Annotated in this window: 19 protein-coding genes and 2 rRNA genes; 8 read left to right on the top strand and 13 right to left on the bottom strand. The window is 60.8% G+C overall.

Annotated elements, in window-relative coordinates:
* Positions 1 to 112: ribosomal RNA gene (locus tag MCUHO_RS12895) — 23S ribosomal RNA — on the top strand; the annotation flags it as partial.
* A 34-nt stretch (positions 113 to 146) separates the two neighbouring features.
* Positions 147 to 268 (top strand): 5S ribosomal RNA (gene rrf, locus MCUHO_RS02075).
* Positions 269 to 394: 126 nt separating this feature from the next.
* Here rrf and MCUHO_RS02070 read toward each other — a convergent pair.
* From MCUHO_RS02070 to MCUHO_RS02050, 5 genes are all read right to left on the bottom strand, one after another.
* On the bottom strand, positions 395 to 976 hold the full coding sequence (locus MCUHO_RS02070) for a fasciclin domain-containing protein (RefSeq protein WP_067072825.1): 582 nt from the start codon (positions 974 to 976) through the stop codon (positions 395 to 397).
* Positions 977 to 1,050: 74 nt separating this feature from the next.
* The gene (locus tag MCUHO_RS02065; protein WP_067072823.1) at positions 1,051 to 2,508 is read right to left on the bottom strand and encodes a thioredoxin-like domain-containing protein; all 1,458 of its coding nucleotides are present in this window, start codon (positions 2,506 to 2,508) and stop codon (positions 1,051 to 1,053) included.
* Between the two features lie 62 nt (positions 2,509 to 2,570).
* Positions 2,571 to 3,467, bottom strand: coding sequence for a hypothetical protein (locus tag MCUHO_RS02060; RefSeq protein WP_067072821.1), 897 nt, complete (start codon positions 3,465 to 3,467; stop codon positions 2,571 to 2,573).
* A gap of 540 nt (positions 3,468 to 4,007) precedes the next feature.
* Positions 4,008 to 4,814, bottom strand: a complete 807-nt coding sequence (locus MCUHO_RS02055; protein ID WP_067072819.1) for a UbiA family prenyltransferase — start codon at positions 4,812 to 4,814, stop codon at positions 4,008 to 4,010.
* Positions 4,815 to 5,178: 364 nt separating this feature from the next.
* Positions 5,179 to 6,006 carry a helix-turn-helix transcriptional regulator gene (locus MCUHO_RS02050; protein WP_161485864.1) on the bottom strand — a complete coding sequence of 276 codons (828 nt, stop codon included), beginning with the start codon at positions 6,004 to 6,006 and terminating at the stop codon, positions 5,179 to 5,181.
* A gap of 183 nt (positions 6,007 to 6,189) precedes the next feature.
* Between MCUHO_RS02050 and MCUHO_RS02045 the strand changes: the two genes are divergently transcribed.
* Genes MCUHO_RS02045 through MCUHO_RS02030 form a run of 4 tightly spaced genes read left to right on the top strand, consistent with a single transcriptional unit; the run spans position 6,190 to position 9,551 of the window.
* Positions 6,190 to 7,452, top strand: coding sequence for an MBL fold metallo-hydrolase (locus tag MCUHO_RS02045; protein ID WP_067072808.1), 1,263 nt, complete (start codon positions 6,190 to 6,192; stop codon positions 7,450 to 7,452).
* Entirely contained in the window at positions 7,452 to 7,685 is a 234-nt protein-coding gene (locus MCUHO_RS02040) for a DUF3006 domain-containing protein (RefSeq protein ID WP_067072806.1), read from the top strand. The genes MCUHO_RS02045 and MCUHO_RS02040 overlap by 1 nt, the downstream gene beginning before the upstream one ends.
* Positions 7,686 to 7,740: 55 nt before the next feature.
* Positions 7,741 to 8,838, top strand: a complete 1,098-nt coding sequence (locus tag MCUHO_RS02035) for a geranylgeranyl reductase family protein (protein WP_067072804.1) — start codon at positions 7,741 to 7,743, stop codon at positions 8,836 to 8,838.
* Between the two features lie 11 nt (positions 8,839 to 8,849).
* Positions 8,850 to 9,551: a ribonuclease III domain-containing protein gene (locus MCUHO_RS02030; protein WP_067072802.1), complete on the top strand. Its 702-nt coding sequence runs from the start codon at positions 8,850 to 8,852 to the stop codon at positions 9,549 to 9,551.
* Here MCUHO_RS02030 and MCUHO_RS02025 read toward each other — a convergent pair.
* Positions 9,535 to 9,714 carry a hypothetical protein gene (locus tag MCUHO_RS02025; RefSeq protein WP_153019978.1) on the bottom strand — a complete coding sequence of 60 codons (180 nt, stop codon included), beginning with the start codon at positions 9,712 to 9,714 and terminating at the stop codon, positions 9,535 to 9,537. The two genes, MCUHO_RS02030 and MCUHO_RS02025, sit on opposite strands and share 17 nt — an antisense overlap.
* 215 nt (positions 9,715 to 9,929) lie before the next feature.
* Between MCUHO_RS02025 and MCUHO_RS02020 the strand changes: the two genes are divergently transcribed.
* Positions 9,930 to 11,348, top strand: a complete 1,419-nt coding sequence (locus MCUHO_RS02020; RefSeq protein WP_067072797.1) for an MATE family efflux transporter — start codon at positions 9,930 to 9,932, stop codon at positions 11,346 to 11,348.
* Positions 11,349 to 11,354: 6 nt separating this feature from the next.
* Here the strand turns inward: MCUHO_RS02020 and MCUHO_RS02015 are convergent, their stop codons facing one another.
* From MCUHO_RS02015 to MCUHO_RS02005, 3 genes are all read right to left on the bottom strand, one after another.
* Positions 11,355 to 12,884: a sensor histidine kinase gene (locus MCUHO_RS02015; RefSeq protein WP_067072795.1), complete on the bottom strand. Its 1,530-nt coding sequence runs from the start codon at positions 12,882 to 12,884 to the stop codon at positions 11,355 to 11,357.
* Between the two features lie 315 nt (positions 12,885 to 13,199).
* Entirely contained in the window at positions 13,200 to 14,648 is a 1,449-nt protein-coding gene (locus MCUHO_RS02010; RefSeq protein WP_067072793.1) for a heterodisulfide reductase-related iron-sulfur binding cluster, read from the bottom strand.
* Positions 14,649 to 14,941: 293 nt separating this feature from the next.
* On the bottom strand, positions 14,942 to 15,583 hold the full coding sequence (locus tag MCUHO_RS02005; protein WP_235808129.1) for a superoxide dismutase: 642 nt from the start codon (positions 15,581 to 15,583) through the stop codon (positions 14,942 to 14,944).
* A 382-nt stretch (positions 15,584 to 15,965) separates the two neighbouring features.
* On the opposite strand from MCUHO_RS02005, the gene MCUHO_RS02000 reads away from it, so the two are divergent.
* Positions 15,966 to 17,546, top strand: coding sequence for a glycosyltransferase family 2 protein (locus tag MCUHO_RS02000; RefSeq protein ID WP_067072791.1), 1,581 nt, complete (start codon positions 15,966 to 15,968; stop codon positions 17,544 to 17,546).
* A 6-nt stretch (positions 17,547 to 17,552) separates the two neighbouring features.
* On the opposite strand, the gene MCUHO_RS01995 is transcribed toward MCUHO_RS02000, so the two are convergent.
* The 4 genes from MCUHO_RS01995 to MCUHO_RS01980 form a co-directional block, all read right to left on the bottom strand.
* Positions 17,553 to 19,595, bottom strand: coding sequence for an acetate--CoA ligase family protein (locus tag MCUHO_RS01995; protein ID WP_067072789.1), 2,043 nt, complete (start codon positions 19,593 to 19,595; stop codon positions 17,553 to 17,555).
* 343 nt (positions 19,596 to 19,938) lie between these two features.
* Entirely contained in the window at positions 19,939 to 21,309 is a 1,371-nt protein-coding gene (locus MCUHO_RS01990) for an McrC family protein (RefSeq protein ID WP_067072787.1), read from the bottom strand.
* Positions 21,302 to 23,554, bottom strand: a complete 2,253-nt coding sequence (locus tag MCUHO_RS01985; RefSeq protein WP_161485863.1) for an AAA family ATPase — start codon at positions 23,552 to 23,554, stop codon at positions 21,302 to 21,304. Before MCUHO_RS01985 ends, MCUHO_RS01990 begins: the two co-directional genes overlap by 8 nt.
* A gap of 378 nt (positions 23,555 to 23,932) precedes the next feature.
* Positions 23,933 to 25,141, bottom strand: a complete 1,209-nt coding sequence (locus MCUHO_RS01980) for a Bcr/CflA family efflux MFS transporter (protein ID WP_067072783.1) — start codon at positions 25,139 to 25,141, stop codon at positions 23,933 to 23,935.
* Positions 25,142 to 25,152: the final 11 nt, after the last annotated feature.

Genomic DNA, 25,152 nt, shown 5'->3' with positions numbered 1-25,152 from the left:
AGAGACTCCGCTGAGGACACGGGTAAAAGACCCGATTGATAGGTCCGGGATGTAAGCACGAAGGCAACGACGTGTTCAGTCCGCGGATACTAACGTCCGATGTCTTCCGCTGAGCTCAGACGAAATCTAGAGTACGCACCTATGGTAATAGCGGCCATAGCAGAGGGGAAACACCTGGACCCATTCCGAACCCAGAAGTTAAGCCCTCTCACGTGATGTGTGGTACTGAGGTGCGCGAGCCCTCGGGAAGCGCAACTCGCTGCTATTACCTCCCTTCCATTGAAGAACTGTTCTTCTGACGACTCGTTATCCGAGCGTCCGCTCTCTTTGCAATGTAGTGTGTTTGAAACCCTCCAGTCCTGACTCTCTCTTCTGATTCAAATACAATCCTGAATTATACTGTAGTATTCTCCGTCGTTGCGTTCTCCGGTTGCAGGATGACGTCCGGGGGGATCATGACCGCATCGATGGCATGGATGACGCCGTTCGCGGCTAAAATATCCGCCCGGATCACCCGTGCGCCGTCCACCGTTACATTCTCGCCGGCGGCGTCGACGGCGATCGAGTTGCCCTGGACGGTTGGAACTGTCTCGTTTGCGGCGATCTCGGCTGCCGTATGACTCCCCGGGGCCATGTGATAGAGCAGGGTCTCCGCGAGGTTGCCCTTCGGATCATCGAAGAGTTCTTCTATCGTGGTCTCCGAAAGCCGGCCGAATGCCTCATCCGTCGGAGCAAAGATGGTATAGGGCCCCGGCCCGGCGAGCGTCCCCCTGAGTCCGGCAGTATCGAGCGCCTGGATGAACAGAGAGTAGTTGCCGTCCCGAACCAGCACCTGATCGGCCGTCAGCCTCTCGGCGACCGGCGTCTCGTCTGTCCGGTTCCGGTCGCCGTCTCCCGGTAGGCCCGTGCAGCCGCAGATAAGAACCGCCGCCCCGATCACCAGAGCGGTTATGCAGAGTGCGTAATTCGGTCGCATGGTTCCCCCTGGAGACAGGATGCTCCGCCCCTCCTCTCTCGTTGCCCCTACATAAAGTACTGCTCCTGGAACGCCTATTTCCAGAGCGTCAGGGTCGAGACGACGTGCCGGGCGGGATCGTAGACCCTGACGATATGGTTGCCGGTATCGGCGATATACCAGAGTCCCCCGAGATCGACGAGACCGCCCGGCTCGTTCAACCTTGCGTCCCCCGAGAGCCCGTCGCGGTAGCCGCGATCGCCGTCTCCTGCCCGGGTGAGCACCCACCCGGTCTCCAGGTCGAACTGCTTGATCTTGTGGTTGCCGGTATCGGCGATGTAGAGCGACCCGTCCCTGTAGGCGATGCCCGTCGGCCGGTGGATGCGTGCCATCCGGGCGATGGTGTCGAGATCGCCGAAGTCGTCAGGGGAGTGCCCGATACGGGTCTCGACCATCCCCCGCTTGATACGGCGGATTGCCGAAGCCCCGCTGTCGGCGATGTAGAGCGCCTCGCCGTCGGTGGCGATGCCGGCAGGCCCGGAAAAGACGGCCTTCTCGAGCGGCCCGTCGGCCAGCCCCTCCCGGCCCGACCCGGCATACGGCTCCACCTCATGGCTGGCGAGACTCATTCGCCAGATCTGGTTTGCCCCTGCCATCGCGATGTAGAGGTAGCCGCCGAGCAGCGCGAGATCCCGCGGCGCATTCAGCGCGGTCTCAGTGCCCGCCCCTCCAGACGACGGGGCGGTAAGCCCCGTCCCGGCGGTCGTCACGACCTCCCGCTCGGTCCAGGAGATCCGGCGGATCGTGTGGTTCCCGGTATCCGCAACGTAGAGGATGCCCTCCTCTTCGTCGAATGTAAGACCCTCCGGCAGGTAAAATGCGGCTTCATCGAACGTTCCGTCGGTGTTCCCGGCAGCCCCGGAGCCGATCGTCTCCAGGATCTTTCCATCCCGATCGGTGACGACGATCCGGTGATGGCCGGTATCGCTTATGAAGAGGCGCATCCCGACGCTGTCCGCAGCCATCCTGCCGGGACGATACAGGCTCGTCTCCCGTGCCGTCTCAAGAACGGCTCCTGACGAGAGCCGTCCGCGCTCAAGCTGGCCTCGCTCCTCGAACTCCGCCGTCATCCGGTCGATCTTCGGGTTAATCCTCCCGTAGAGCCCTTCGGCGGCGGTCTTCCCGACCACGTTGCCTCCCGGGTCGATGAGGACGAAGGTCGGCCAGTCCCGGATCCCGAAGGCCTGCCAGAGCCGGCGTTCGCGGTCGATGGCGACGGGGTGCTCCAGCCCGGCACGGCGCACGGCCTCCCGGAAGTTTCCGCCGACCGCGGCGGATTCAAACCCGGGATAATGAACCTCGATGACCACCAGTCCGGGATACCTCTCCTCGAGCCGCCGGAGATCCGGCGCCAACCGCATGCAGTTCGAACAGGTGAACGTCGCAAACGAGAGCAGCACTACCCTGCCCGAGAGATCGCGGACGGAGAGGGGGCGGTCGATGTTGAGCCACTCGAGTTCGGGGGGGAAATCAGGCGCGGCTATCGATCTCATGCGAGACCCTGTGGCATGTTGAGGTTATGAATGTTGGCGAGGATCGGAACCGGGCCGGACCGTCACGCAGGCGGCGCTGCGTACGCAGCTCGCCGCGACGCGAGCATCTCCTCGCAGAAGGCGATCGCTCCGGGAACCCTGCTCTTCTGGTAGACCACGGGTTTGATGCGGGGTGTCTTTGAGAGACTGCCGATCGTTGCAAAGACCTGCGGCCAGGGCACCCTGTCGTCCAGCGACGGAGGGCGAAGGTCGCTATGGATATGAAACGCCTGCAGGGCATCGAGCGGAACCTCGCCAAGTGATACGGGGAACTCCTCTCTCGTTGCGGCGTGGAGGTGCCAGGGATCGAGCGCTATCCCGGCCAGTCCGGCGATCTCGGGATGGATCTCCTTGAGTGTCGCCCAGAACGACCGCATCTGGCCCCCCGTGGAGATGCCCTGGTCGGTATGGTGTTCGAGCAGCACCATTGGCTCCGCCCCGAAAGCGTTCCAGTGAGCGGTGATCAGGGTGTGCATCCCCGTGACGATATCGGCGTGGGTGTTCCTCCGGTCGCCGGGGTGGATCTCGATGATCTCCGGAGGGATACCCAGAACGTCCTCGATCTCAAGGAGCATATCCCCGAAATCGGCGACCCAGCCGGGATCGCGCCACCGCAGGTTTGCCGTCACCTGCCTGCCGTGCCGGTCTCTCCTGGGGATGGCCGGTTCGGTGTGCAGGAGGTATCTGAGGGTGCCGGGGAGGATCGTATCCTGCCCGTAAAGGAGTTCGACGGACGACCGATTAAGCATCGATCCGATCTCCTGCCCCGTCCGTTCCACCTCCGTCTTGTTCTTGATGAAGTCGGCGGGGACCTCGATGTACGCGCACCCGAGCGGCTCGGCGAGGCGCCAGCGCTCGAGGAGCCCGCCCCGCTGGCTCACCTCCGTGACGTTCGGGTAGATGTAGTCTGCACCCGGCATGGCGGTCAGGACATGCCATGGCGGGCAACCAGAAAAGCGTTGGGGATCACCGGTCCCTCTTCCTTCCAATCACCGTCACGCTGGTGAATGCCGCCCTTGTGGTGTTGCGGCGAAAAGGGTGCAAGGCCGCATGGATTCTGCCGGGACGGCCTCCGGAGATGCTTGCTGGATGAGCGGCGTAGCCTTACCGTGCAGGCCCGGGGGGCCTCTTGCGCCTGTCGAGAACCTGCGGACAGACGAACAGTACGTCCACGGGAGCCTGGATGTAGGTGCAGTAGGCGCACCCGGGATCGTAATACATGCATGAAGTGCATCCCCACCGTTGCGGTTTCCCCCCTGTCTGCAGTTGGAGACCTCCCGTCTCTGGATCGTGCAACGTATGCAGCCCTCGTTCGGCATCGGGGGATTGAGCATCGGGGTTACTCTTCAGCAGATCGCTGTCGCCGGATGATCTCATGTCGTACTCTAAGATGCTCTCCGGCAGCCAGACATTTATTGTGTCGATGAATCTTCACCCCTTCACTGAATCTTCGGGGCTGCTCATGTCGGGAGATAGGGTACTGCGATGATGAGCAGGTAGAGGATGACGGCCAGCAGGATGAACTCTCCATCGGTAAACAGTTCGAAGAAGAGTTTCTCTTTCCCGAACCGCCGGAAGCACAGGAGGTAGCCCTGGGCGTAGACCATGCCTGCAGCCAGCAGCAACGCTACACCGAGACCCGACAGGGCTCCACCGGCGACCACCAGTGCGGCTCCGACAGTCAGGTTCATCCCCGTGAGGAGAAGAAGCGTCTTCCCGATGCCGAGAACCGTCGGGATCGTCCTGACCCCCGATGCGGCGTCCCCCTCCACATCACGCAGATCGAAGACAACCGTATTAGTGAATACCTGGGAAAAAAAGAAGACCCCGACGATGCCGGTGGCGGCGTTCGCGGAAAGGCCGGCATGGCAGACCGGCAGGAGGACCGTGGGAATGGTCCAGGAGAACGCCACGATAAGACTCTTCATGACCGGGACCTCTTTTAATCGCCGGAACCCAAACCAGGCAGGGAAAAGCGGTACACTGTAGACGATCCCGGCGATCAGGGGAGCAGCTGTTACCAGCAAGCTGTCGACCCCCTGGAGAGCGGAATGGCAGATGGCGACGATGTAGGCGCCGATCGCAGAGCGAAACAGGATGGATTCGTATTTCTTCGTGAATGCGTACCGCTCCGTGTGATTTATGAGATCTTCGTCTTCGTCGGTCTTGCGGTTGAGGTTGTAGACGGCGAATACGATAAGCATCAGTATTGCCGCGGCAGCCGGGTCGAAGGGCAGGCCTTGCAGGAAACACGAGATGTACACCATCGCCGCCCCTGTAATCGAGAGGCACAGGGAACTGTACACAAAAAGTTGAATGACGATCTGTCGGGTTGGTTGAATCCGGTTGGTATTATTTACAAATCCGAACATGGAGTGGTTTTCAGAGAACCGGTGAATATTTATTACTCCGACGAAGATTCATCACTTCGATGCATTCTAGTATTTAAAGACGGCATTTCGGCAAAAGGTTGAGCAGACCGGAGCGATGCATTTGCTCCTCTTTCTGTTCCACTCGACAAAAATGAATAGAAGATTGTCTGAACTCGGAATGATGGTATATCCGGGTGCCGTGGACCGACGTGCCTGCTGTCGTATCGGGCACCAGGGAATTGGATCCTGGAAAAAGAGGTTATCGGGGCAGTTTTAGTGGTTTGGCGTCTGCTTTATAGTGCTGGAAGAGTCTCTCGCCCCAGGAGATCGCTGCAGCGTCGGTGCTGATGAGATCCGTAGCAGCGTCGTAGGTGCCGGTATCATGCCCGTATAGGCCTAATGACAGGTATCGGTCGGTCACTGTCATCCCCAATTTGACCGGCGAGGAGGAGACATAGATACTGAAATTGGTATGCCCTTTCAGGGACCCCAGCACCGCATCATACGGCTCGGCGGTCAATGTCTGAGCGAGTTTCTGGGAGACGATGAGTTCAACCGTCCTGCCGTCCAGAACTGCCTCTTTAATCGCGTTTGCAAGGACCTGGCTCATAATTGATGATACGCCATGAATCCATGACGCTTCCTTGAGTATAGTCAGAAAGGCTGCATACACAACGAAGATGTCCTCTTCAACGTCTTTTACCACCTTTGAATTGTACAGGTGTTGTATCTCTCTCAGAAATTCGGGTGGTATGCCCTCGATGTCGTGTTCGATCCAGAAGTCCCGATGACGCTGGAGTATCCCCATCACCATGACCACCCGCTCGATCTTCGGTTCGACAATCCTCCCCATGGCGGTGAGTGCATAGTCGCCCCGCACCGATTCGACGTAATGCAGGGCTTCGAGCTGCCGGATCTTCGGGATGAGGGCCTGCGACGAACTTCCCGTGATATCGCGGAGGATCGAGAGCGGTTTGCTCCCGCTGCCGAGGGCGATCATCACCTGCGTCAGCAGTCTCGACCGGAAGATCGCCTGAATGTCGTCGTGGAACTCGTTATAGATCTCGAGAGGAGATAGTTCGTTCATTTTCTTACAGTTAAGGAGTGCCGGTCGACGCATATCATCCTTTCTATTCCTGCGCGCTTCCACGATCCCCCGTTCTCTCCCTTCGGCCGACAGATCGGATGCATGCCCACAACGCCGGATACGGTGCCGATGCCCGACCTCAGTAGACTTATAGCCCGGCATCCTCTACTTGTGTAGAGAACAATGTCGTCCATACCTGCACGATACCTGATCTGCATAGCACTCTGTGCATGCACCGTCGCCTGCCTTTTCACCGCAGGCTGTTCCAACCCTTCCGGACAGCCGGAGATCGGCTCCGATCTCTCCGGCGATCTCGTCGTCCACTTCATCGACGTCGGGCAGGGCGATTCGATCCTGATTGAGTTCCGCGACAAGACCATGCTCATCGATGCTGGCGAACGTGGGATGGGGGAGCGCGTCATCGCATACCTTGAGGAGAGAAACGTCGAGAAACTCGACGTGGTCGTGGCAACCCATGCACACTCCGACCACATCGGCGGCCTTGCCGACGTCATCTCCGCCTACCCGGTCGGCCGCCTCGTCGACGCTGCGCAGCCGCACCCGACCGCGACCTACGAGAACCTGCTCGCCCTGGTCGAGGATAAGGGGATACCCTACACCGCGGCGGAGCGCGGGCAGACGATTGCCCTCGATCCCGACCTCGAGATCCTGATACTGAACCCGACCCCGCAGCCGCTCGGCGACATAAATGAGGACTGCGTCGTCCTGAAGATGACGTATGGCGAGATCGCCTACCTCTTCACGGGCGATGCCGGAACCCCGGCAGAGGAGAGCATGGCGGTGGCCGGCCTCGACCTTAACGCCGACGTCCTGAAGGTCGGCCACCACGCGAGCCGCGAAGCGTCCTCGGCGGAGTTCCTCTCCGCGGTCAGCCCCGCGATCAGCGTCATCGAGGTCGGCGAGGGGAACAGTTACGGTCACCCCCACGAGGAGGCGGTCGCACGCCTCGAGGCGACCGGTTCGCGCATCTACCGGACCGACCTTGACGGCACCGTCATCGTCGCCACCGACGGAACGGCGCTCACCGTTGCCGCCGGCGGGGCACCTGCCGCCACCGTGACGGCCGGGGCAACGACCGCGGCCGCAACGGCGACCCCGACGGCGACGACGACGCCAGCCCCCGTATCCGGCGTCTACATCGCCGGTCTCGACCTCCAGGAGGAGTGGATCGCCGTCGCGAACGCGGATGAGACGGGGGTCAACCTCACCGGCTGGACGATCACCGACGAAGGGACGCGCAACACCTACACCTTCCCGGTCTTCGCGCTCGATCCGGGCGCAAACGTCACCGTCCACTCCGGGGCGGGCAACGACACCGCGACCGACCTCTACTGGGGCCGGGGGAGTGCGGTCTGGAACAACGACGGCGACCTCGCCACGCTTGCCGACGCGAACGGCACCGTCGTCAGCACCATGGAGCGGTGATGATGGCGGAAGATGAGTCGGCCTTCCGGGTGAGCCTCGATCGCGTCGAGGAGGGCCTCGCCGTCCTCCTCATCCGCGCGGATGAATCGGTCCGGCTCACGCTCCCCCGTTCCCTCCTCCCCTCCGGCGCCCGGGAGGGCGATATCCTGGAGGTTGCGATCCGCCGCGACGTCGCAGAGACAGAGGAGGCGAGACGGCGCGTGGCGGAGAGGATTGCGCGGCTGCGAAAGTGAAGCGCGGAGTAACTTCCCACTCTTTTATACCCTATCCTTCCTTACGAGAGCACCGATGCAAAACCGGTGCGACGTCATCGTCGTCGGTGCGGGCCCCGCAGGCAGCACCGCCGCACGCTACGCGGCAGAAGCGGGACTCGACGTCATCCTGATCGATAAGCGCAAGGAGCCCGGCGTCCCCGTCTGCTGCGGGGAGTTCAACGCGTCACCGGAGGTTCTCGCGAGTGCGCTCCCGAACGCCCCCGGGCTCGACGAGCTCTTCCCCATCGATGCCGGGCTGATCCGGCGGGAGATCCGGGAGGCCGTCGCCGTCTCCCCCGGCGGCCGGGAGTACGGGTTCGAGCTCCCCGGCTACACCGTTGACCGGGACGCGTTCGACCGGCACCTCGCGGATGCGGCCGTTCGTGAGGGTGCCGTGCTCCTGCTGGATACAGCGTTCATCGGCCGGGAAGGCGGCCGGGTCACGACCAGCCGGGGCGATATCGAGGCCCGGGTCGTCGTCGCCGCGGACGGCCCGCTCTCCCGCGTATGCCGCTCGGCCGGGATGGAGCGGAGCGCTGTCCTCGCCCCCGCCATAGCCTGCCGGGTCGACGGGGAGTTCGGCGACCGCCTGAAGTTCTTCTTCGGGAACCACATCGCCCCGGGAGGGTATGCGTGGGTCTTCCCGAAACGGGGGTGCGCAAACGTCGGGCTCGGCGTCCAGAAGAGAGGCATCCCGGTTCCGGTTCTCCTGAGGGCGTTCCTGGCGAGCAACGGGTTCTCCGCACGCGACGTCCAGGCCGGGTTCGTCCCCGTCTCCGGCCCGATAAGGGAGACGGTCCGCGGAAATGTCCTTGCCGTCGGCGACGCCGCGGGCCACGTCGTCGCGTCCAACGGCGGAGGGATCGCGCCCGCGATGATCTGCGGGCGGCTTGCCGGGCTTGCGGCGGCAGACCACCTGCTCCGCGGCGAGCCCCTCGCGGCCTACGAGCACCAGTGGCGCTCGGCGATAGGCCGGGAACTCCTCGCCGCCGCAAGGACGAAGAGGATGGCCGACCGGGTTCTCGGCTCCGACTTCCTCCTCGAGCGGACGATGGGCCTCCTCGGAGGCCGCGGCATCGCAGACGTCATCATCTACGGTGGCCTCCGAAAGGCTCATGCCCCGCGGGGGTAACGGGCAGTGGGATGCACCGCTGGCTTACATGGAACCTGCCGGGGATCGAGGGCGGTCTCACAACGCTCAGGGACGACCTGGTGCGGGAGGCTCCGGAACTCTCCACGGGAGACGCCGTGAAGTTCCGGCGCTGGGTCCGGGAGATCGAGACCGTTCTTACGAAGGCAGCCGTGATCTCGGGGACGATACAGCCGGAGGTCGAGGCGGAGATCGGCTACTCGCTCGGGGATCGCGAGCAGTTCGTCATCGCCATGTTCCGACCGAGCACCCGTAACCTCTTCGACGAGATAGCGGAGCATGCTCGGGGCAACAACTGGTGTACCCTCACCGATGCGAAACTGCGGGAACTCGCGGGGCTCCACGAAGTGGCGGGGGCGCTCGCGTGGATCGGTGACGCCGCTCTAAAGATCGGTCTCCTCCCGGCGATCTGGGATCCCGACGTCGCGAAAGCAGGAGTCCTGACCCGGAACCGGAAGGCATACGACCGGAACTCGAACCTCGCGCGGCTCTGCGACCGCTGGAGACTGTATGAGCACCGGATCCACTTCGATGCGGACACCTCGAGGAGCGCACGGAAGATCAACCACACCAAGGGGACGCTGGTCGAATCGGTCTTCGGGATTCTCTTCCTCAAGGAGGGGCTGAAAGGAGTTGCCTCCGCAGCGAAACTCCTCAAGCCGCCACCCCCTGTCCCATCTACGACCGTGCCGTGAAGAAGCGTGGGGTGACGGCCGTGGGGTTGCCTGCCTGCTGATCTTCTCTCCTGAAGATCCCGCGGCGTTCGTCTGCCCGGACACCCCTCGAACCGGGGTCGCAGCCGCCGAAACAGGACGTCCGACAGCCCGCTTCGATCCGCCGGGTGCGAAGGTATATCAACTGATCCGCGCCCATATTTGTCTTGTATTGCCCTATACCGTCAGGAAATCGCAGAACTGGGGCGGCTATTAATCGGCCGCTCTCTTTTCCGTCACGTTTCGCTGGCGCATTCGGCAATCAGAATCCACATCCAGGCACGATGTTCCACCCGCCTTCGAAAAGGTTCCCGATTGATTCGGAAGCCCGCGGCGTGGGCACGCCAGCAGGCGATATGTATGCCGACAAGCGACTCAGAAGACGATACACCCTCAAGTAGTAACCAGAAAGAAACAGAAGGAACAAAGATACTCCTCGCCGATCCGAAGACCGCGATCCTCCGGCTCTCACTGCCGATGATGGTCGCGATGACCCTCATGACCCTCTACAACGTCGTCGACGCGTTCTGGGTCTCGGGTCTCGGTGCAGACGCTCTTGCCGCCGTCGGGTTCTCATTCCCGCTCTTCATCATAACCATCGGATTAGCCAGCGGCCTTGGCACCGGCGGAGAAGCGGCGCTCGCACGCACGATCGGTGCTCGCGACAGGGCCGGCGCGAGCAGCGTTGCGATGCACACCATCCTCCTGATGACCGTGCTCGCCGTCGTCGTCACCATCCCGCTCTTCCTCTTTGCCCAGGACATCTTCGTCCTCATGGGAGCGGGCGACGCCGTCGGTCTCGCCACGGAATACGCACGGATCCTCTTTTTGGGGACGTTCGCTCTCCTCTTCGGCGAGGTCGCCTACGCGCTCATGCACGGCGAAGGAGATGCAAAGCGGACGATGTACGCCATGGCGGCGGGAGCCGTGGCGAACATCATCCTCGATCCGATCCTGATCTACGGGCTCGATATGGGGATCGCCGGCGCAGCCTGGGCAACCATCCTCGCGGAGGTTATTGCTGCCGTCCCGATGGCCTACTGGCTCTTCGTGAAGAGAGACACCTACATCGCTCTCTGCTTCCGGAAGTTCCGTCCGGACACTGCAGTCGTACGGAACGTCCTGCAGGTCGGTCTCCCCGCCGCAGCCGAGCAACTGGCACTCGCCCTGATGGCCCTGATCTTAAACGGCGTCATCGTCCTCATAGCGAGCACCGACGGCGTCGCCGTATACTCGGTCGGGTGGCGCGTCGTGAGCATCGGTCTGACGCCGATCCTCGCCATATCGTCGGCGGTGGTCGCGGTCACCGGCGCCACCTACGGGGCACGGGCGTACGCGCGGATGGAGACCGCACTCCGGTTCGCCGCACGGCTCGGTCTCGGGATCGGTATCGGGCTTGCCGCGGCCACGTTCGTCTTTGCCCCCGGGATAGCCGCATTCTTCACGGTGGGCGAGGCCGCCGGGATTGCTCCCGAGCTGACGACCTACCTCCGGGTGATGAGCCTCGTCTACCCCATGGTCGGGTTCGGTCTCTTCTCGGCGTCGTTCTTCCAGGGGACGGGCCTTGGCACACGCTCTCTCACGATCACGATCCTGCAGAACGTCGTTCTATCCATCCTCTTCGCCTGGATATTTGCAGCCGGTCTCGGTCTCGGCCTCTCCGGCATCTGGTGGGGGGTTGCCGCAGGGAACGCGATCGGCGCGGCGCTCGGGTATGCCTGGGCGCGCCGGTACTCGGCAGGCCTCCAGATCAGGCAGGCTGCGCCGACGGCGGCGTGAGGGGTCTCACTCCTCATACCCGTCGTCCCCGTCGTGCACCACTTCGCGCAGCGTGAACCGAAGCGACGCTCCGAGGTCGGGCCTGCCTTCCACCCTGTCCTCGACCCAGATCCGGCCGCCGTAGCGCTCGAGCAGCATCCCGACGATGTAGAGGCCGAGCCCTTCCCCGCATCCCTGGTTCCTGCCCTGTCTGAACCGGTCGAAGATCCTCTCCTTCATCTCGTCGGGGATGCCGGGACCGGTGTCCTCCACGGTTACCACCACCGCGTGATCCTCCTCGAGGCAGTCCTCCACGCGAATCGCGATCCTGGCGTCCGGCCCGCCGTGCTTCACGGCGTTGCCGATGAGATTCGTAAAGACCTCGGGGAGCAGATCGTCGGCCCAGACCTCCGCCGTGGTGCCGTCAAAAGAGATGGCTGCTTCCGGGGTGCGCTCGATCTGCGCCCTGATCACGCGACCGAGATGGATCGGTCTCAGGTCGGGCGGTTCCTGGTGTATCCGGCGGATGTTCGCGACGTTCTGGAGGATGCCGCTGCTCGTGCGGATACTTCCCTTGAGCCTTCGTGCATACTGGGCGGCGTCGCCCTCCAGCATCTCGAGCAGGAGGTCGCAGTAGAGGTTCGCGACGTTCTCAGCGTTCTTGATGTCGTGGGTCATGACGTCCAGATAGAGGTTCGTCTCGCGGTGGGCCGCCTCCAGCCGCTTGTGGAGCATGCTCCGCAGGACGCCCGAACCGATCTCCTGCCCGATCGCCTCGAGGAGGCGGCGCTCCTCGTCCAGGAACCCCTCGACCTTCCTGCTCCCGAGGAAGAGCGCGCCGACCACGACCGATTCCGCAAGGATCGGGATGCAGGCGAGGGTGGAGACCCCGAGCGAAGCGAGGATCTCGTCCTCGATCGTGCCCCCCTCGCCCTGAAGTTCGAGGTAGCGCGACTGTCCGGCAACGAAGACAAAGTTCCAGGGCCAGTGATGCACTTTTATTGTCCTGTTCCGGGCGAGGTAGTTCTCCGGGACGCCGCGGTGGTAGCGCGTGAGCGCCATTGTCCGCTCCGGGTTCAGGAGGTACGTCAGCCCCAGATCGAACCCGAGGAGATCGAGGGTCTTTGAGAGCGACGCTTCAAGCAGTTCGTCGAGCGAGAGGGACGACGCGGATACTCCCATGATCTGGTTTAAGACCTGGAGTTGTCTGTTCGTGGAGAGCAGCCCTTCGCTTGCCGGTCTCCTCTCGGTGACCTCCCGCATGCAGAGCACCCACATCCCCTCGAACGCTCCCCGCTCGATCTTCCGACTGGAGTAGACGATCTGCCGTTCTTCCCCCTGCGGATCCTGCACCGAGAGATCGAGACCGGACATCTCGGTTCCGTTGTTCATCGTGGCGAGGAGTCTCCTGGCAGCGTCCCTCTCCTGCAGGAGTGGCGTTAGATGTGCGTCGAGGATCCGGCGGGCATCGAATCCGAGGATCTCCTCTTCGCTTGCACAGAGGAGATCTATGGCAAATGCATTTGCCCAGAAGACCTGCATCTCCCGATCGAGCACGAGAATACCTGCGCCGGGCTCGTCGAGAATCCGAAACGCATCATATGATATGGTAGATATCGAATCCGCTCTATGCATACTGGTATCTTGCCCCCCTGATGTTTTTATCTAGCAAAGAATATATAAAAAATCATATCGCCGGTGATAAGTGATTTGCGGTGGCGGCCCGGCCGGTGCCGAACCGTCTGCAGTCTCGATCGGCCACGCAAACATGGCCGCGGCGATGCCGGAGACCGCACCCGGTTGTTCCGTGCCGCGATCCCTGCCGCCCTTCGTGACGGGGATCGCGCATCCTCTACCAGGATCCATCCTCCTCTAAAGTATCCCTATCCGGTCGAGTGCTGGAGAAAGCGAGGTCAGGTGGCCCTGGATGCAGACCGTCTCCCTCGGGTCGGCGCCCATTGCGAGTGCCAGGAGCTCGGTGATATGGAGCACCGGCACGCCCATGTGGTCGTAGACCAGCTCGCACCCCGGACAGTCGACGACCATCACGTCCAGGCGGTTGTTCATGAAGTCCTGGCGGACGAGCCGGTTCAGCCGGGAGAGTTCCAGGGGGCGGCTTTTCCGGTGCCGGTCGAAGAGGTTCTTGACCCCGCCGCAGCAGTAGTGCTCCATCACGCTTCTCGTGATCCTCGCTCCCGTCACCGCCGTGAGATCCAGCAGCCCCGGCGGGACGGCAAGGGTGCCGTTCATCTTCCGGTAGTGGCAGCTGACGTGCACCCCGACGGCGAGCCCGGTGAGCCGTCTCTTGACGAGCCGCCGGAGTTCGTCGAGGTAGAGGGGATAGAGGTCGAGGATGTTTGCCACCACAAACGCCTCTGGGCCGGTCACCTCTCGGCCTATCCTTGCCAGTGCCGCGTTCACCACCTCCCTGTTGGGGCTCCGCGAGAGCATATCGAGTGCGGCGGCATACGAGTCGCTGCAGGTCGGGCATATCCCGGTCACGGCGATCTCACCGCCGGGTTCGAACGCGTCACGGATGACGCTGAGGTTCCTTGCGGTGAGGAGCAGCCGGTCGGCAAAACCTGCTCCGCCCATGTAGTGCGGGGCACCTCCGCAGCAGGTCTGCATGGCTGAGGTCTCGTAGCGGATGCCGAGGGCGGCAAGGATCATCTTCTGCGAGAGGTCCGCGCCGGGATAGTTGAAGGCACAGCAGGAGTTGAGGTGAAAGACCCGGTCAGGCCGGGCGAGCAGTCGCCTTGGCGGGCGGTGTCCGGGCACCGAGAAGGCCGATGCGTCGACCGGACGGAGCAGCAGCAGCCGGACCTCGTCGATCGCCCTGCCGTCCACCGGGTACGGGTACCGGACCGCCTTTGCGATGAACTTGTGGAAGTGGCCCCTCTCAGTGTAGAGCGGAAGAAATGCCCGGGGAGGAAGGCCCCCCCGGTCGAGGAGCATCCTTCGAAAGACCGGCTGCAGGCGTTCCGTCTCGTAGACGGCGTTGATGATCCCGCCGATGCTGACGGAGCGGGGGCAGACGGTCTCGCAGGAGTAGCACTGGACGCAGTCGTCAAGATCGAGCCCGGGGCTTCTGCCTGCCTGGAGGGCCGCGGTCACCCTTCGTGCAAGGTAGCCCGGGTCTCCGTTCGCTCCGGAGTCGTTGATCCGTGCCGGACAGTACGGCGTGCAGGAACCGCATGCGTTGCAGAGCCGGAAGTTCTGGAGCCGCGGATCTTCTTCGTGGAGGAGACTATGTATGGCCCCGTCCGTAATCGCGTACCGGATCATCTCCTGATCCGGTGCGAGGATGGCCTTACCGGGCATGGCCTGTCCCGGGGATCGCCCCTGCTCTACGTAGATATGAACCGGCGTTTGCCTCTCCCCCCGGGGAGCAAGCATGGATTAACCTAAGAGTGTATCGCCTGCGGTATCGACTCATTCCTTCCCCCCACCGATGACGTCGCCGATACCTCTTGCGATGACTACTTAATTGTTTTGATATGGGCGCTCTCCGGCGCCTCGGGGATAAACGGCTGCCGAAGGCTGCTGAATCCTATTTGGAGCCGGATGCGGTTCGCCGCTCGGGTGCGGCGCACGGAATCGAAAAAAAGTGGTGTTCAGAGGTTCTCGAACCGTTTGTTCACCGTGTCCCAGTTCACAACGTTCCAGAACGCGTCGATGAACCCGCCCCGGTTGTTCCGGTGGTCGATGTAATAGGCGTGCTCCCAGACGTCGAGCACCATCAGGATGCGGAACGTCGGGTAGACATGGTTGTTGTGCTTCTCAATCTGCATGATCATGAGACGGTCCGTCATGGTGCAGTACGCCAGTGCCGCCCACCCGGAGCCCTCGACGCTCGCGGCCGTCTTCGTGAACTCGGCCTTGAACCGGTCGAAGGAACCCCACTCCTGGTCAATCCGGTCTGCAAGCGCCCCGCCCGGGGTTCCGCCGCCGCCCTTACCGGCCGGGGCCATCGTCGGCCAGAAGAGGTCATGCAGGACATGGCCGCCGATGTTGAACGAGAGTTCCTTTAAGAGCGCCTTCATATCGAGTTCAGTGCCTTCCTGCCGCGCCTTCTCCAGTTTCTCGAGGTCGGCGTTCGCTCCGGTCACGTATGCCTGGTGGTGCTTATCGTGGTGCAGGGAGAGCTGCTCCTTCGAGATGTGGGGCTCGAGCGCGTCGGGCGCATACGGCAGCGGCGGCAGCTCGTACTTCTTCAACGATGCAGTTGCCATCTTCTGTACAGCCATAGCAATCATCTGTCAGAAGGAGAGGGATCTATTTCATAGTGTCGGTGTTTGTCTGTCTGCCGGAGATGCTGCTCGCCTGCGCCTTCCGAAACCGTGTGCGGCCGATAACCCGGTACCGCCCCCGTCATACCTGCAACGGTCATCGGGAGGGTTGATACCTGCAGTCTGCCGTAACAGAGAAGATCGGAGAAGGCCGTTCCGGTGTCCGGCGGCTGCGTTCAGCCATGCCCGAAACCTTTAATTACTCCGGTATGATGGATGGTATCCTGACCGCCTCGCGCTCTCCGTTGCACCCGGGCCGGATCCGGTTCTCCAGGTTGCCGATCTTCGGGTGCCCGTACGACACCGGGGCGTCTCTGCACGATACCAGCCAGATTGCGGTGGATCTTTCATGAAGACGGCAGCACGTATCTCGCTCTTTACCGCCACGCTGATGGTGCTGCTCGCGGCCGTCTTCCTCCGTGACCTGCACCTCATACTGACCGGAGCCGGGTGGAGCCTGTTTGCGAGGGTTCTCTCGCTCTTTCTCGTCGCCGTCACGGCATTCGGGGTGATCCAGTTCGTGAGCTACGCCGATCACCTCCTCCGGTCGATCTATGCCTATCGTCCCACGGCACTCCGGGAGCCGGGTGCACCGACCCCTCCCGTCGCGGTCTTCATCCCGGTCTATAACGAGGAGCCGGACGTGGTCGAGTCGTGTGTCCGGGCATGCACGGCGATCGCCTACCCGGACTACCGTATCTTCCTCCTCGACGACTCCACAGATGCGCGGAAACGCGCGTCGATACAGGATATGTGCCGTCGGTACGGTCTCCGATATATCCACCGCGAGCACAGGCGCGGGTTCAAGGCGGGAGCGATAAATCACGCCCTCTTGCATCTCGACGCCGATACACCGTACCTCCTGGTCATCGACGCCGACCAGAGGGTGAAGCCGGAGATCCTTGCCGACCTCATCCCTATCTTCGAGGCCGACCCGGCTATATCCTTCATCCAGACCCCGCAGTTCTTCCGAACGGAACCCCACGACCCGATAAGCGTCACGTTCTCCTATCAGCAGCACATCTACAACAAGCACGTCTGCAGGGGGCTCTCGGTCAACGATACCGCCATGCTGACGGGCTCGAACTGCGTCTTCCGGGTGACCCATCTCGCCGCCGTCGGCGGAATGGACGAGGCCTGCATCGCCGAAGACATCGCGACTTCGTTTACCTTCCACCTCCGGGGCTGCCGGGGAGTCTTTCTCGATACCGTGTACGCGGAGGGCGTTGCACCACCGAACCTCGCCGCATACTTCACGCAACAGCTCCGCTGGGCCTACGGGAACACCCAGCTTCTCGGGACGATTCTCCGGCAGCTCGTGGCACAGCCCCGGAGCATGACCGCGGTGCACTGGGTTGAATTCCTCGTTACGGTCTCGATCTACCTGCTTGGTGCGGTGAACGTGGTGCTCTTCCTCCTCCCGGTCGCCACGCTGATCTTCGGTATTCCCATCCTCCCCGTCTGGGTTCCCCCGACGTTTGCCGTGGTGCTCGTCGTGGTGATCGCGATCCAGGTCATCGTCAGCATCCGCGAGCGGCAGTACTCCCTTCACGACCTCGCGTTCTCGCAGGCGATCTTCAACACCCTCGCCTTCGTCTATGCCCGGGCGATCTGGTATGCCGTCTCGGGAAAGCAGCTCCCGTTCGTCGTGACGCCGAAAGTGGTGCCGGAGCCCGCCTCCCGTTCCCGTGTCAGGATAGGGCCGGTTCTCCTCGTGATCGCGGCCGTCCTGGTATCGATGGCCGTGGGCATCGTGCGGGCGGTCTCTCTGGGCCCGGACTCGGGCATGGCGATCCCGCTCTTCTGGGCCTGCTACACGCTTGCCGTTCTCTCATCGTTTCTGGTGGTCTGGCGAAGGGACGGGAAGCGGGTGGCGGGCGGCGGTATCGACCGGGCGTTCCTGTATTCCGGAACGGACGAAAAAGAATAGATGGTGTTACCGGAATCTCTGCCAGAGGATTCTTCCCATCACCCGGAAGGTGAAGTCGAGTTCATCGAAGAGCGGGATCCCATTCTCCCTGAGGACCTTGCGGCCCCGGTCCATGGACTCGCCGCCGAGCAGCGTCCCGACGATCATGTTCTCGGTCTTCTCGGAGAACCGGATGATCTGGTTTGCGAGCTGCTCTGAGCCGATGACGAGGTTCGGGAACCCGACCACGAAGGCGATGTCCCAGCAGTCCTGGTGCTTGACAAGCGTGTTGAACGTCTGCTCGAACCTCTTCTCGTTGGCGTCCCCGAGGAGGTCGATCGGATTGTTCTTGTTCCAGAAATCGGGCAGGGAGTCGTTGAGTTCCTTCAAGACCTTCGGCGGGAGGGTGATCAGGTCGATGCCGTAGCGCTCGGCGTAGTCGGAGGAGAGTACGGCGAATCCACCGGCGTTCGTGATCACGACCGCCCGCTTGCCGCGGGGGTAGCCCTTCGGGCTCGACAGCATCTCCGCGACCTGGAAGGTGCCGGAGAGGGTGTGGACGGGGATCACGCCGGACTCGCGGAAGGCTTCCATGTAGACGTCGTACGACCCCGAGAGCGAACCCGTGTGAGAAGAGGCTGCTGCCTGGCCTTTCACGGAGGAACCGGACTTGATCGCCACGACGGGTTTGGTCTTCGAGACTTCGCTCACCACCTTCATGAAGGTCTTGCCGTCCTGGATCTCCTCGATGTAGAGGATGATGCCTTTGGTCTTCGGGTCACGCTCCACGAACCTGAGGTAGTCGATGAAGTTGAGGTCTGCCTGGTTGCCCACCGAGACGACGACGGAGAACCCGATGTCCTGCTTGATGCTCCAATCGACCACCGTGTTGACGATGGCCCCGCTCTGGGAGATGAAGGCGATGTTGCCGGGTTTCGGGGACTCGTGGACGTAGGTGGTGTCGATGCCCTTGGGGGGGATGATCAGGCCGAGGCAGTTCGGGCCGATGACCCGCGTGCCGTAACGCTTTGCGATCTCCATGACCCGATCCTCGAGTGCTTTTCCTCCCTCGCCCATCTCCTTGAACCCGGCGGTGATGATGACCACCATGGAGACGCCTTTCTGCCCGCACTCCTCGATGACGCTCGGGACGTGCTTGGCCGGGACGGTGATGACCGCCATATCGACGGGGTTCGGGATATCGAGGATGGATGGATACGCTTTGAGTCCCTGAACCTCCGGGCGTTTGTTGTTCACCGGGTAGAGCTGTCCGGGGAAGTGGAGGAGGTTGTGCATCACGGCGTAACCCATCTTCTTGGGTTCGGACGAGGCCCCGATGACCGCGATCGACCGGGGGGTGTAATACTCGATCGGCACGAAGGGCCGCTCTTTCGCCACCTTCTCGACCGCCTCATCGTCGACGAAGATACGGGCGTCGACGATGCAGGCTCCCGACTCGTACAGCCGGACCGGGTTGATGTCGAACTCCACGACGTGCACGTTCTCGGCGAAGAAACAGTTGATCGCCCATATGACCTTGATGAGCGCCTCTTCGTCTCTCGGCCTTGACCCCCGGTAGCCCTGGATCATCGGGTAGCCGTGGATCTCCCTGACCATCTGCCGAATGGTCTCCTCGGTGATCGGCAGGATCCGCAGGGTAACGTCCTTCATCAACTCGACGAGGGTGCCTCCCATACCGAAGGTGAGCACCTTCCCGAACGCCGGATCGGTCTTTCCGCCGATGATCAGTTCAAGCCCCGGCGCCGCCTGCTGCTCGACGATGACACCCTTGATCTCTGCTTCGGGATTGTACGCCTTGGCGTTTGCGACGATCTTGTTGAATGCCTCTTCCGCAACCTGCTTGGAGGATATACTGACGATAACACCGCCGGCATCGCTTTTGTGGACGATCTGGGGCGAGTGGATCTTCATGACGACCGGAAAACCGATCTTCTCTGCTGCCTTGCCTGCTTCGGCGGGGGTCTTGACGATCGCATGTTCGGGTACCGGTACGCCGTACTGTTTCAGGAGATCGTACGATTCGAACTCGCTCAGCATTCTTTTTGCCATGGTTCTCTCCTCACGTTTTGAGTATCTCTACTCGAACATCACTATGATCCTGTAGTTCGTGTTCCCTGACAGATGAACCGTCTCCCGGAAAACTGACCAGATAGGTCGGTATGAACCTTACAGCGTGGGATCATATCTGCTTTATAGGTTTTGTAATGATTCTACATGACAAATCCGATGGGAGTTCTTGTCTGCCTTCAGGATGGCGCGGTTCCGCTCCGGAATGCCCGGATTGAAGGGAGATTCTCTCCGGTTCCCCGATGGCTCCGGCCGGGGTGTACCTGTCCGGGCAACGCCTAACGCAGAGTGTGAGTGGCCGGGATGGGCCGGGACACCCCGAGATTCATCCTTCTGCGGCAGCCCTGCCGGACTCTGTCGTTGTCAGGGGTTCCCGCTCCGCGATAAGCGGTCTGACAATCTCCCGGAGTTCGCTACGGAACGCTTCCCACCCGTCCTGGTGGTTGAGGTCGTGGGAGAGCCGGACAGCCCGGATCATGAGCAAAATATCCATGTCCGTCCCCTCCACGGAACGCACTGTGAGGGCGAAGTCCTGTTTCTGCTCAAAAAGCACTTCCGGATAAAGGAGCATACACCTCCTGGCGTTTGTCTTCGCTGCATATGCATACATCTGGTAGAGATCCGCCTGTGAGACGCCCAACTTCCGGTCGCCCGAATCCAGCTGCTTATACTTGGTATCGATGACTGCCTCAATCTGCGGGTATCCGATGACGATATCCGGTTTCATGTTGAATAACTCTGTCCCGTTCGCATCTTTAACAAGCCTGCCCACGATTGCCTGCGATCTGACCGGTACATACCTCCCGAAGAAGTAGGTCGGATCTTCTGCAAGGACTGTGCTAACAAACTCTTCAAACAGCCTCTCCATCGGGATCAGCAGGGAGAAAAATTCGACCTTTGAAGCCTGCAAGGTGAGGGAAGATCTCGAGAGGAATATCCTGCACATCCGGATATAGGGTTCGAAGATGCGGTTGAGCCGGGAGAATGTGATACGGTCGATCTCTGCTACAGAGACCGGCGTCAGCGTTACTGGATCGAGGAGGTTGACGATCGAACGGAGCAGCCGAATCGTCGTAAAGTCCGAGACCGTCCTGGACATCAGGTAACAGGTATACCTGAGGGTTCGGTTCAGGAGGTTGTCGACCGAGAGTTCGTGGTATCGACAGGGGATGATATGCATCCGAGCGGGGTTTATGTGGTGCTGAAAGTCTATCCGTCCCCGAACTACGCGGAGTTCATCCGAGTTGGTGATATATTCTCTCTTCAGTGAGATCTTTATCGTATTCAGCAGGTTCTTTGCAAAGAGGTGAATGAATACTTCAAAGAGATCCATCTTCCTGAGATCGAGACCTGCCGGGTCCACTTCGGTGATGGGAACGTTTTCCGTATGAAAAAGCATCTTGAGGAGATTCGCAGCTGCCAGTGTCTTCTGCTCCGGGCAACTCTCCTGTGCAAAGAGTTTGGGGAGGATCTGAACGGTGAAGCCGTTAACTCTTACTACTCCGACATAATTCAACGGTTTTATCGTGTTTCTACCGATCTCAAGGATGGGCCTTTTGCTGTTCAGGGAGTCCAGCAGCTCGATGGTCTTGTCTGTCAGGTGAAGGGTTCCCTCTTTGAACGAATCCGTCTTTGAGGATTCGTACGGGTACTTCTGATACTCAAAGAGGGTTGCTGTCGATTGATTCTCACTCATCTGGTTCGGCCTGTCCCTGTTCACGGTTCCCGTTCGCAAGCGCTTCGACTGCCATGAGGAACTCGTCGCCGTATAGCCTCTCCCGGATTTCAAAACTGCACTCGTCCGGGGAGAGTTTGATGAATTTGCTCCCGATAACCTCGTTGAATCGGGCGGGCGCGTCGTAGTAGTATTCCTGAAGGAGGGGCACGATCTCGTGGTACCACGCGAAGCGTAGCATCTCAAGCGCATCGTCGCGCGATCCGGCATTCTTCACTTTCATCAGGTAACTGTGACCCATCTGGTGATCCCGGTCATAATTTCCTGCAATTCTCCTGTTGATCGCTTCCAGGGCATCCGTAGCGGTATCGACGATTTCCCCGATCTCATCGTCTTTATCATCTGGGAGGCTTCTGAGAACACTGTAGTTGGGCATCATCTCGATGAAACCGAACCTGCGCCGGAGCGCGGCGTCGACGAGCGATATCGATTTGTCGGCGGTGTTCATCGTGCCGATGATGTAGAGGTTCGGCGGGATTGCGAACTTCTCTTTGGAGTAGGGGAGGGTTGTCGTGATCTCATTCTCTCCGCAGTAACGTTTGTCGGCCTCAAGGAGCGTGATCAGTTCTCCGAAGATTCTGGAGATGTCTCCGCGGTTGATCTCGTCGATGATGAGGTAGAAGGGAACCTCCGGTGCAGTTTTCAGTAGTTCTTTCTTCTCCGTATCGTCAAGGTGCGGGATGCTCCTGGATTCGTTCCATCGCCCTTCAATCCCCGCCATTTCCGCGAGAACGTTGAATGCACGGCGGGACAGCGTCTTGAAGATGCCGTCCTCCACGCGGTAGGTGAGGGTGCCGTCGTCGGTGGTGAGCGGACGAAGACCTTCGATGAAATCCTCGTAGCCGAAGGAAGGGTGAAAAGTGACGAACTCTTTGTTTGGAATGGTCTCCCTGATTTTCTTCAGTTCGATACCGAGCGATTCGTATGTCAGGCCTTCCGAAAGAGCGATAATTCGTTGCAGTTCGAGCTGACTCAGCCGTTTTAGGCCGAATGCCATTTTCGTTCGCACAATATCGGACTCTTTCAATCCGGAGTCATTCTTCATGTCCTCAAAGGACGGGCCGTTAAACTGCTGAATGACTTCAAACTCTATGGAATCCGCTTCTTTCCGGGTACACCTAACCACAGTCGTGAAGCGACGCAACTTAACGGCGTTATATGCCAGCGCCACGTCGCCTTCCTGGAGTTCATCAAAGTACGTCTGCCAGTTTCGCCTTCCTTTCCAGTCGTACACGAAACGTGTTCCTGGAGTCAAGTTCGGGATCTGGCCGTCTCTTGGCTCATAAATAGTCAAAGAGAAGCTCTGTTGATCAAGAAGCGAGTCCTCATGAACCTCATAGTCATGGGTATTGAGACATTTGATGTAGTTATTTGCACGAAATGTCTTTCCCGTGCCCGGAGGGCCGTACAGGATGACCTGTTTTTTGTGCCTCAGCAGGGTTGTTATTTCGTCATCTTCGTTTATGTCTGGCATAGGATTGCTCTCACCTAATTTTAATCCGGGCAATACCCAGGCAATGCCCGCGACCGCCCATAAGGGGTTTTCGACATTCCATGTCCGCCGGAATGTTCTGGTTTCAGCAAGGTCTGCCGCAAATTGTCCGGCCCATACTATGCCCTGACCATAACTCCCAGTGGCTGGAAAAGAAATGTCGTAGCCTACCTTCTGTGCAAAATCTCTCCACCGCGACTGCCTGTAGTCAACGAACCTTTCTGGGAAGAGAGCAGTCAGTAGAACGCTGCACAATGCTGCTGCTGCAGATCCGTTCGGTGAACCTTTTTTGTCCTGATATCCAAGGCGTACTGCTTCGGTGGTAAACGCATCAATTCGGGCGGCCGCTTCGGCATCGTCTTGTGGGAAATTCTTGATAAGTGTTTGAATCAGAACATTGGCATCCTTTTCTTTGGTGAACCTTCCGAATTGGATGATGTCAAATCTGCTTCCGGATGCCCAGCAGTTTGTTATGATCTTTTTGAACTCAGCAATATCCAGTTCCTGTTCCAAGAGAACCTGCTTCAATTGAGGATAAAACGTTCTTCGATTCTCGATCTCTTTAGATGCGAATGTTTTCCCCAGCATCTCAACGGTTGTATTTTCATGCTCTGCTATCGCCTCAAGCAACTGCGAGAACCGCGTATCAAGATCCCGACCCATGACAAAACCCCTTTTCAGAAGATCGGAGTCACGCGGGATTAATTTTGTCAATTGCCTTTTTAGCAATCTTCTCCGGAGCCGCTCGCCCTGCAAAGGTTCTCTCGCTCGAAGGTTACGGGGTCGAGGAGCCTTGCAGAACCGATAGGCCGGATATGTGAAAGTTCCGCGACACCGGACTGCTGGTGCCGGCGGTGTAAAATCGTGTGAGGATAGAGCCGCCCGCGAGCGTTCTCATCGCCTCCGGGTCGTGCCGGATCAGGTCGACGAGCAGGGGGGGTGTCAAGCGTCGGAATCGAAGTCGACCTTTCGTAAGATCGTCTCATCTCATGCGAGGCTTCCGCGACCGATGCGGCCAGCGCGGGGTTCGGCCCGAATTCTTTGATGATATCCGAGAGTTTCTTCTTTGGTGGGGTGTACTTCAGGATCATTTCAGAACTTCACCAGCCCCTGTCTCCCGATCGCCGCCCACCCTGCGAGGCAGACCGCCCCGACCGCCACGTTGATCGCCCCGAGGCCGAGAACGAGGCTCTCCCCGGCAAGGAAGACGAGAACCATCCCGCCGCTGCCGAAGACGAGGCCTGCGCAGTTGATCAGGGCGGATGCAGAGCCGGTATCCTCCTTCTGCTGGTCGAGCATCAGGAACGCACCCGCCGGCCGGACGGAGCTCCCCATCAGCGAGGCCGGGAAGAGGGCAAGGGCGAGAAGTAGCGGCCCCATGCTCCCGAAGAGGCAGACGAGCACCCCGCTGCCGACCATGACGGCAAACCCGGCTCCGACGATCGAGCGGCGGCTCGCGTGCCGGGAGAGCCAGAGGTAGAGGAACGGGCCCGCTATCAGGCCGACGGCGTTGAGGGCGAAGTAGAAACTGTACCACTGCTCCGAGAGCCCGAACCCATCCTGGTAGATATACGACGATGCGGAGACGAACGCGAGCGATGCGGTGCTCACGAGAGAGAATACGACGAGGAGCGAGGCGAAGCCGGGGTTTTTGAGCACGACGCCGAGCCGGCGGACGGACTGTGCCATAGTGCCGTTATACCGCGAGGGGATGGTCTCCTGGAGGAGGAGGGCGCCGGCCATCGAGACGACGCCGATGAGGGCGAGCGCCGCGAAGAGGCCCCGCCACGAGGTGTAGGGGAGCATGAACGCCCCGAGAACCGGGGCGGCGGCGGGCGAGATGACGACCATGGACTGGACTATCGCGAGCACCGACTCCCTCGTTCTCCCGTCGTAGACGTCCTTGACCATCGCCATAGCGACCGCGGAGGCGGCGCTGCCGCCGACGGCCTGGAGGATGCGGAAGGCGATGAGATGCCAGACATCCCACGATGTCACGCACCCGGCGCTTGCGGCGATGTAGAGGGCAAGTCCGACCAGGAGGACGGGCCGTCGGCCGTACCGATCAGAGAGCGGCCCCCAGAAGAGCAGCCCGAGGCTGAAGAAGAGGAAGAAGAGGATCAGCGTCAGGTTGGTGAGGCCGGCGGAGACGCCGAAGTATTCGCCCATGCCGGGAAGGGCGGGGAGGTAGAGGTCGGTCGAGAGCGGGACGAAGGCGGAGAGGAGAGCAATCAGGACGATAAGGCCGCGGTTCCCGAGATATTTCTGGGTCGGCCGGTCGCTGTCGGGAGGGTGGTGCATGGAATCGTCTC

It is taken from the genome of Methanoculleus horonobensis, assembly GCF_001602375.1.
GTDB lineage: Archaea > Halobacteriota > Methanomicrobia > Methanomicrobiales > Methanoculleaceae > Methanoculleus > Methanoculleus horonobensis.
Note: the sequence above shows the minus strand (reverse complement) of the source record. Positions and strands in the feature narration are given on the sequence as shown.

Coding starts and splice junctions, on each gene's coding strand:
- MCUHO_RS02070 (WP_067072825.1), bottom strand. CDS start 976: ATGCGACCGAATTACGCACTCTGCATAACCGCTCTGGTGATCGGGGCG.
- MCUHO_RS02065 (WP_067072823.1), bottom strand. CDS start 2,508: ATGAGATCGATAGCCGCGCCTGATTTCCCCCCCGAACTCGAGTGGCTC.
- MCUHO_RS02060 (WP_067072821.1), bottom strand. CDS start 3,467: ATGCCGGGTGCAGACTACATCTACCCGAACGTCACGGAGGTGAGCCAG.
- MCUHO_RS02055 (WP_067072819.1), bottom strand. CDS start 4,814: ATGGTGTACATCTCGTGTTTCCTGCAAGGCCTGCCCTTCGACCCGGCT.
- MCUHO_RS02050 (WP_161485864.1), bottom strand. CDS start 6,006: ATGAACGAACTATCTCCTCTCGAGATCTATAACGAGTTCCACGACGAC.
- MCUHO_RS02045 (WP_067072808.1), top strand. CDS start 6,190: ATGTCGTCCATACCTGCACGATACCTGATCTGCATAGCACTCTGTGCA.
- MCUHO_RS02040 (WP_067072806.1), top strand. CDS start 7,452: ATGATGGCGGAAGATGAGTCGGCCTTCCGGGTGAGCCTCGATCGCGTC.
- MCUHO_RS02035 (WP_067072804.1), top strand. CDS start 7,741: ATGCAAAACCGGTGCGACGTCATCGTCGTCGGTGCGGGCCCCGCAGGC.
- MCUHO_RS02030 (WP_067072802.1), top strand. CDS start 8,850: ATGCACCGCTGGCTTACATGGAACCTGCCGGGGATCGAGGGCGGTCTC.
- MCUHO_RS02020 (WP_067072797.1), top strand. CDS start 9,930: ATGCCGACAAGCGACTCAGAAGACGATACACCCTCAAGTAGTAACCAG.
- MCUHO_RS02010 (WP_067072793.1), bottom strand. CDS start 14,648: ATGCCCGGTAAGGCCATCCTCGCACCGGATCAGGAGATGATCCGGTAC.
- MCUHO_RS02005 (WP_235808129.1), bottom strand. CDS start 15,583: ATGATTGCTATGGCTGTACAGAAGATGGCAACTGCATCGTTGAAGAAG.
- MCUHO_RS02000 (WP_067072791.1), top strand. CDS start 15,966: ATGAAGACGGCAGCACGTATCTCGCTCTTTACCGCCACGCTGATGGTG.
- MCUHO_RS01995 (WP_067072789.1), bottom strand. CDS start 19,595: ATGGCAAAAAGAATGCTGAGCGAGTTCGAATCGTACGATCTCCTGAAA.
- MCUHO_RS01990 (WP_067072787.1), bottom strand. CDS start 21,309: ATGAGTGAGAATCAATCGACAGCAACCCTCTTTGAGTATCAGAAGTAC.
- MCUHO_RS01980 (WP_067072783.1), bottom strand. CDS start 25,141: ATGCACCACCCTCCCGACAGCGACCGGCCGACCCAGAAATATCTCGGG.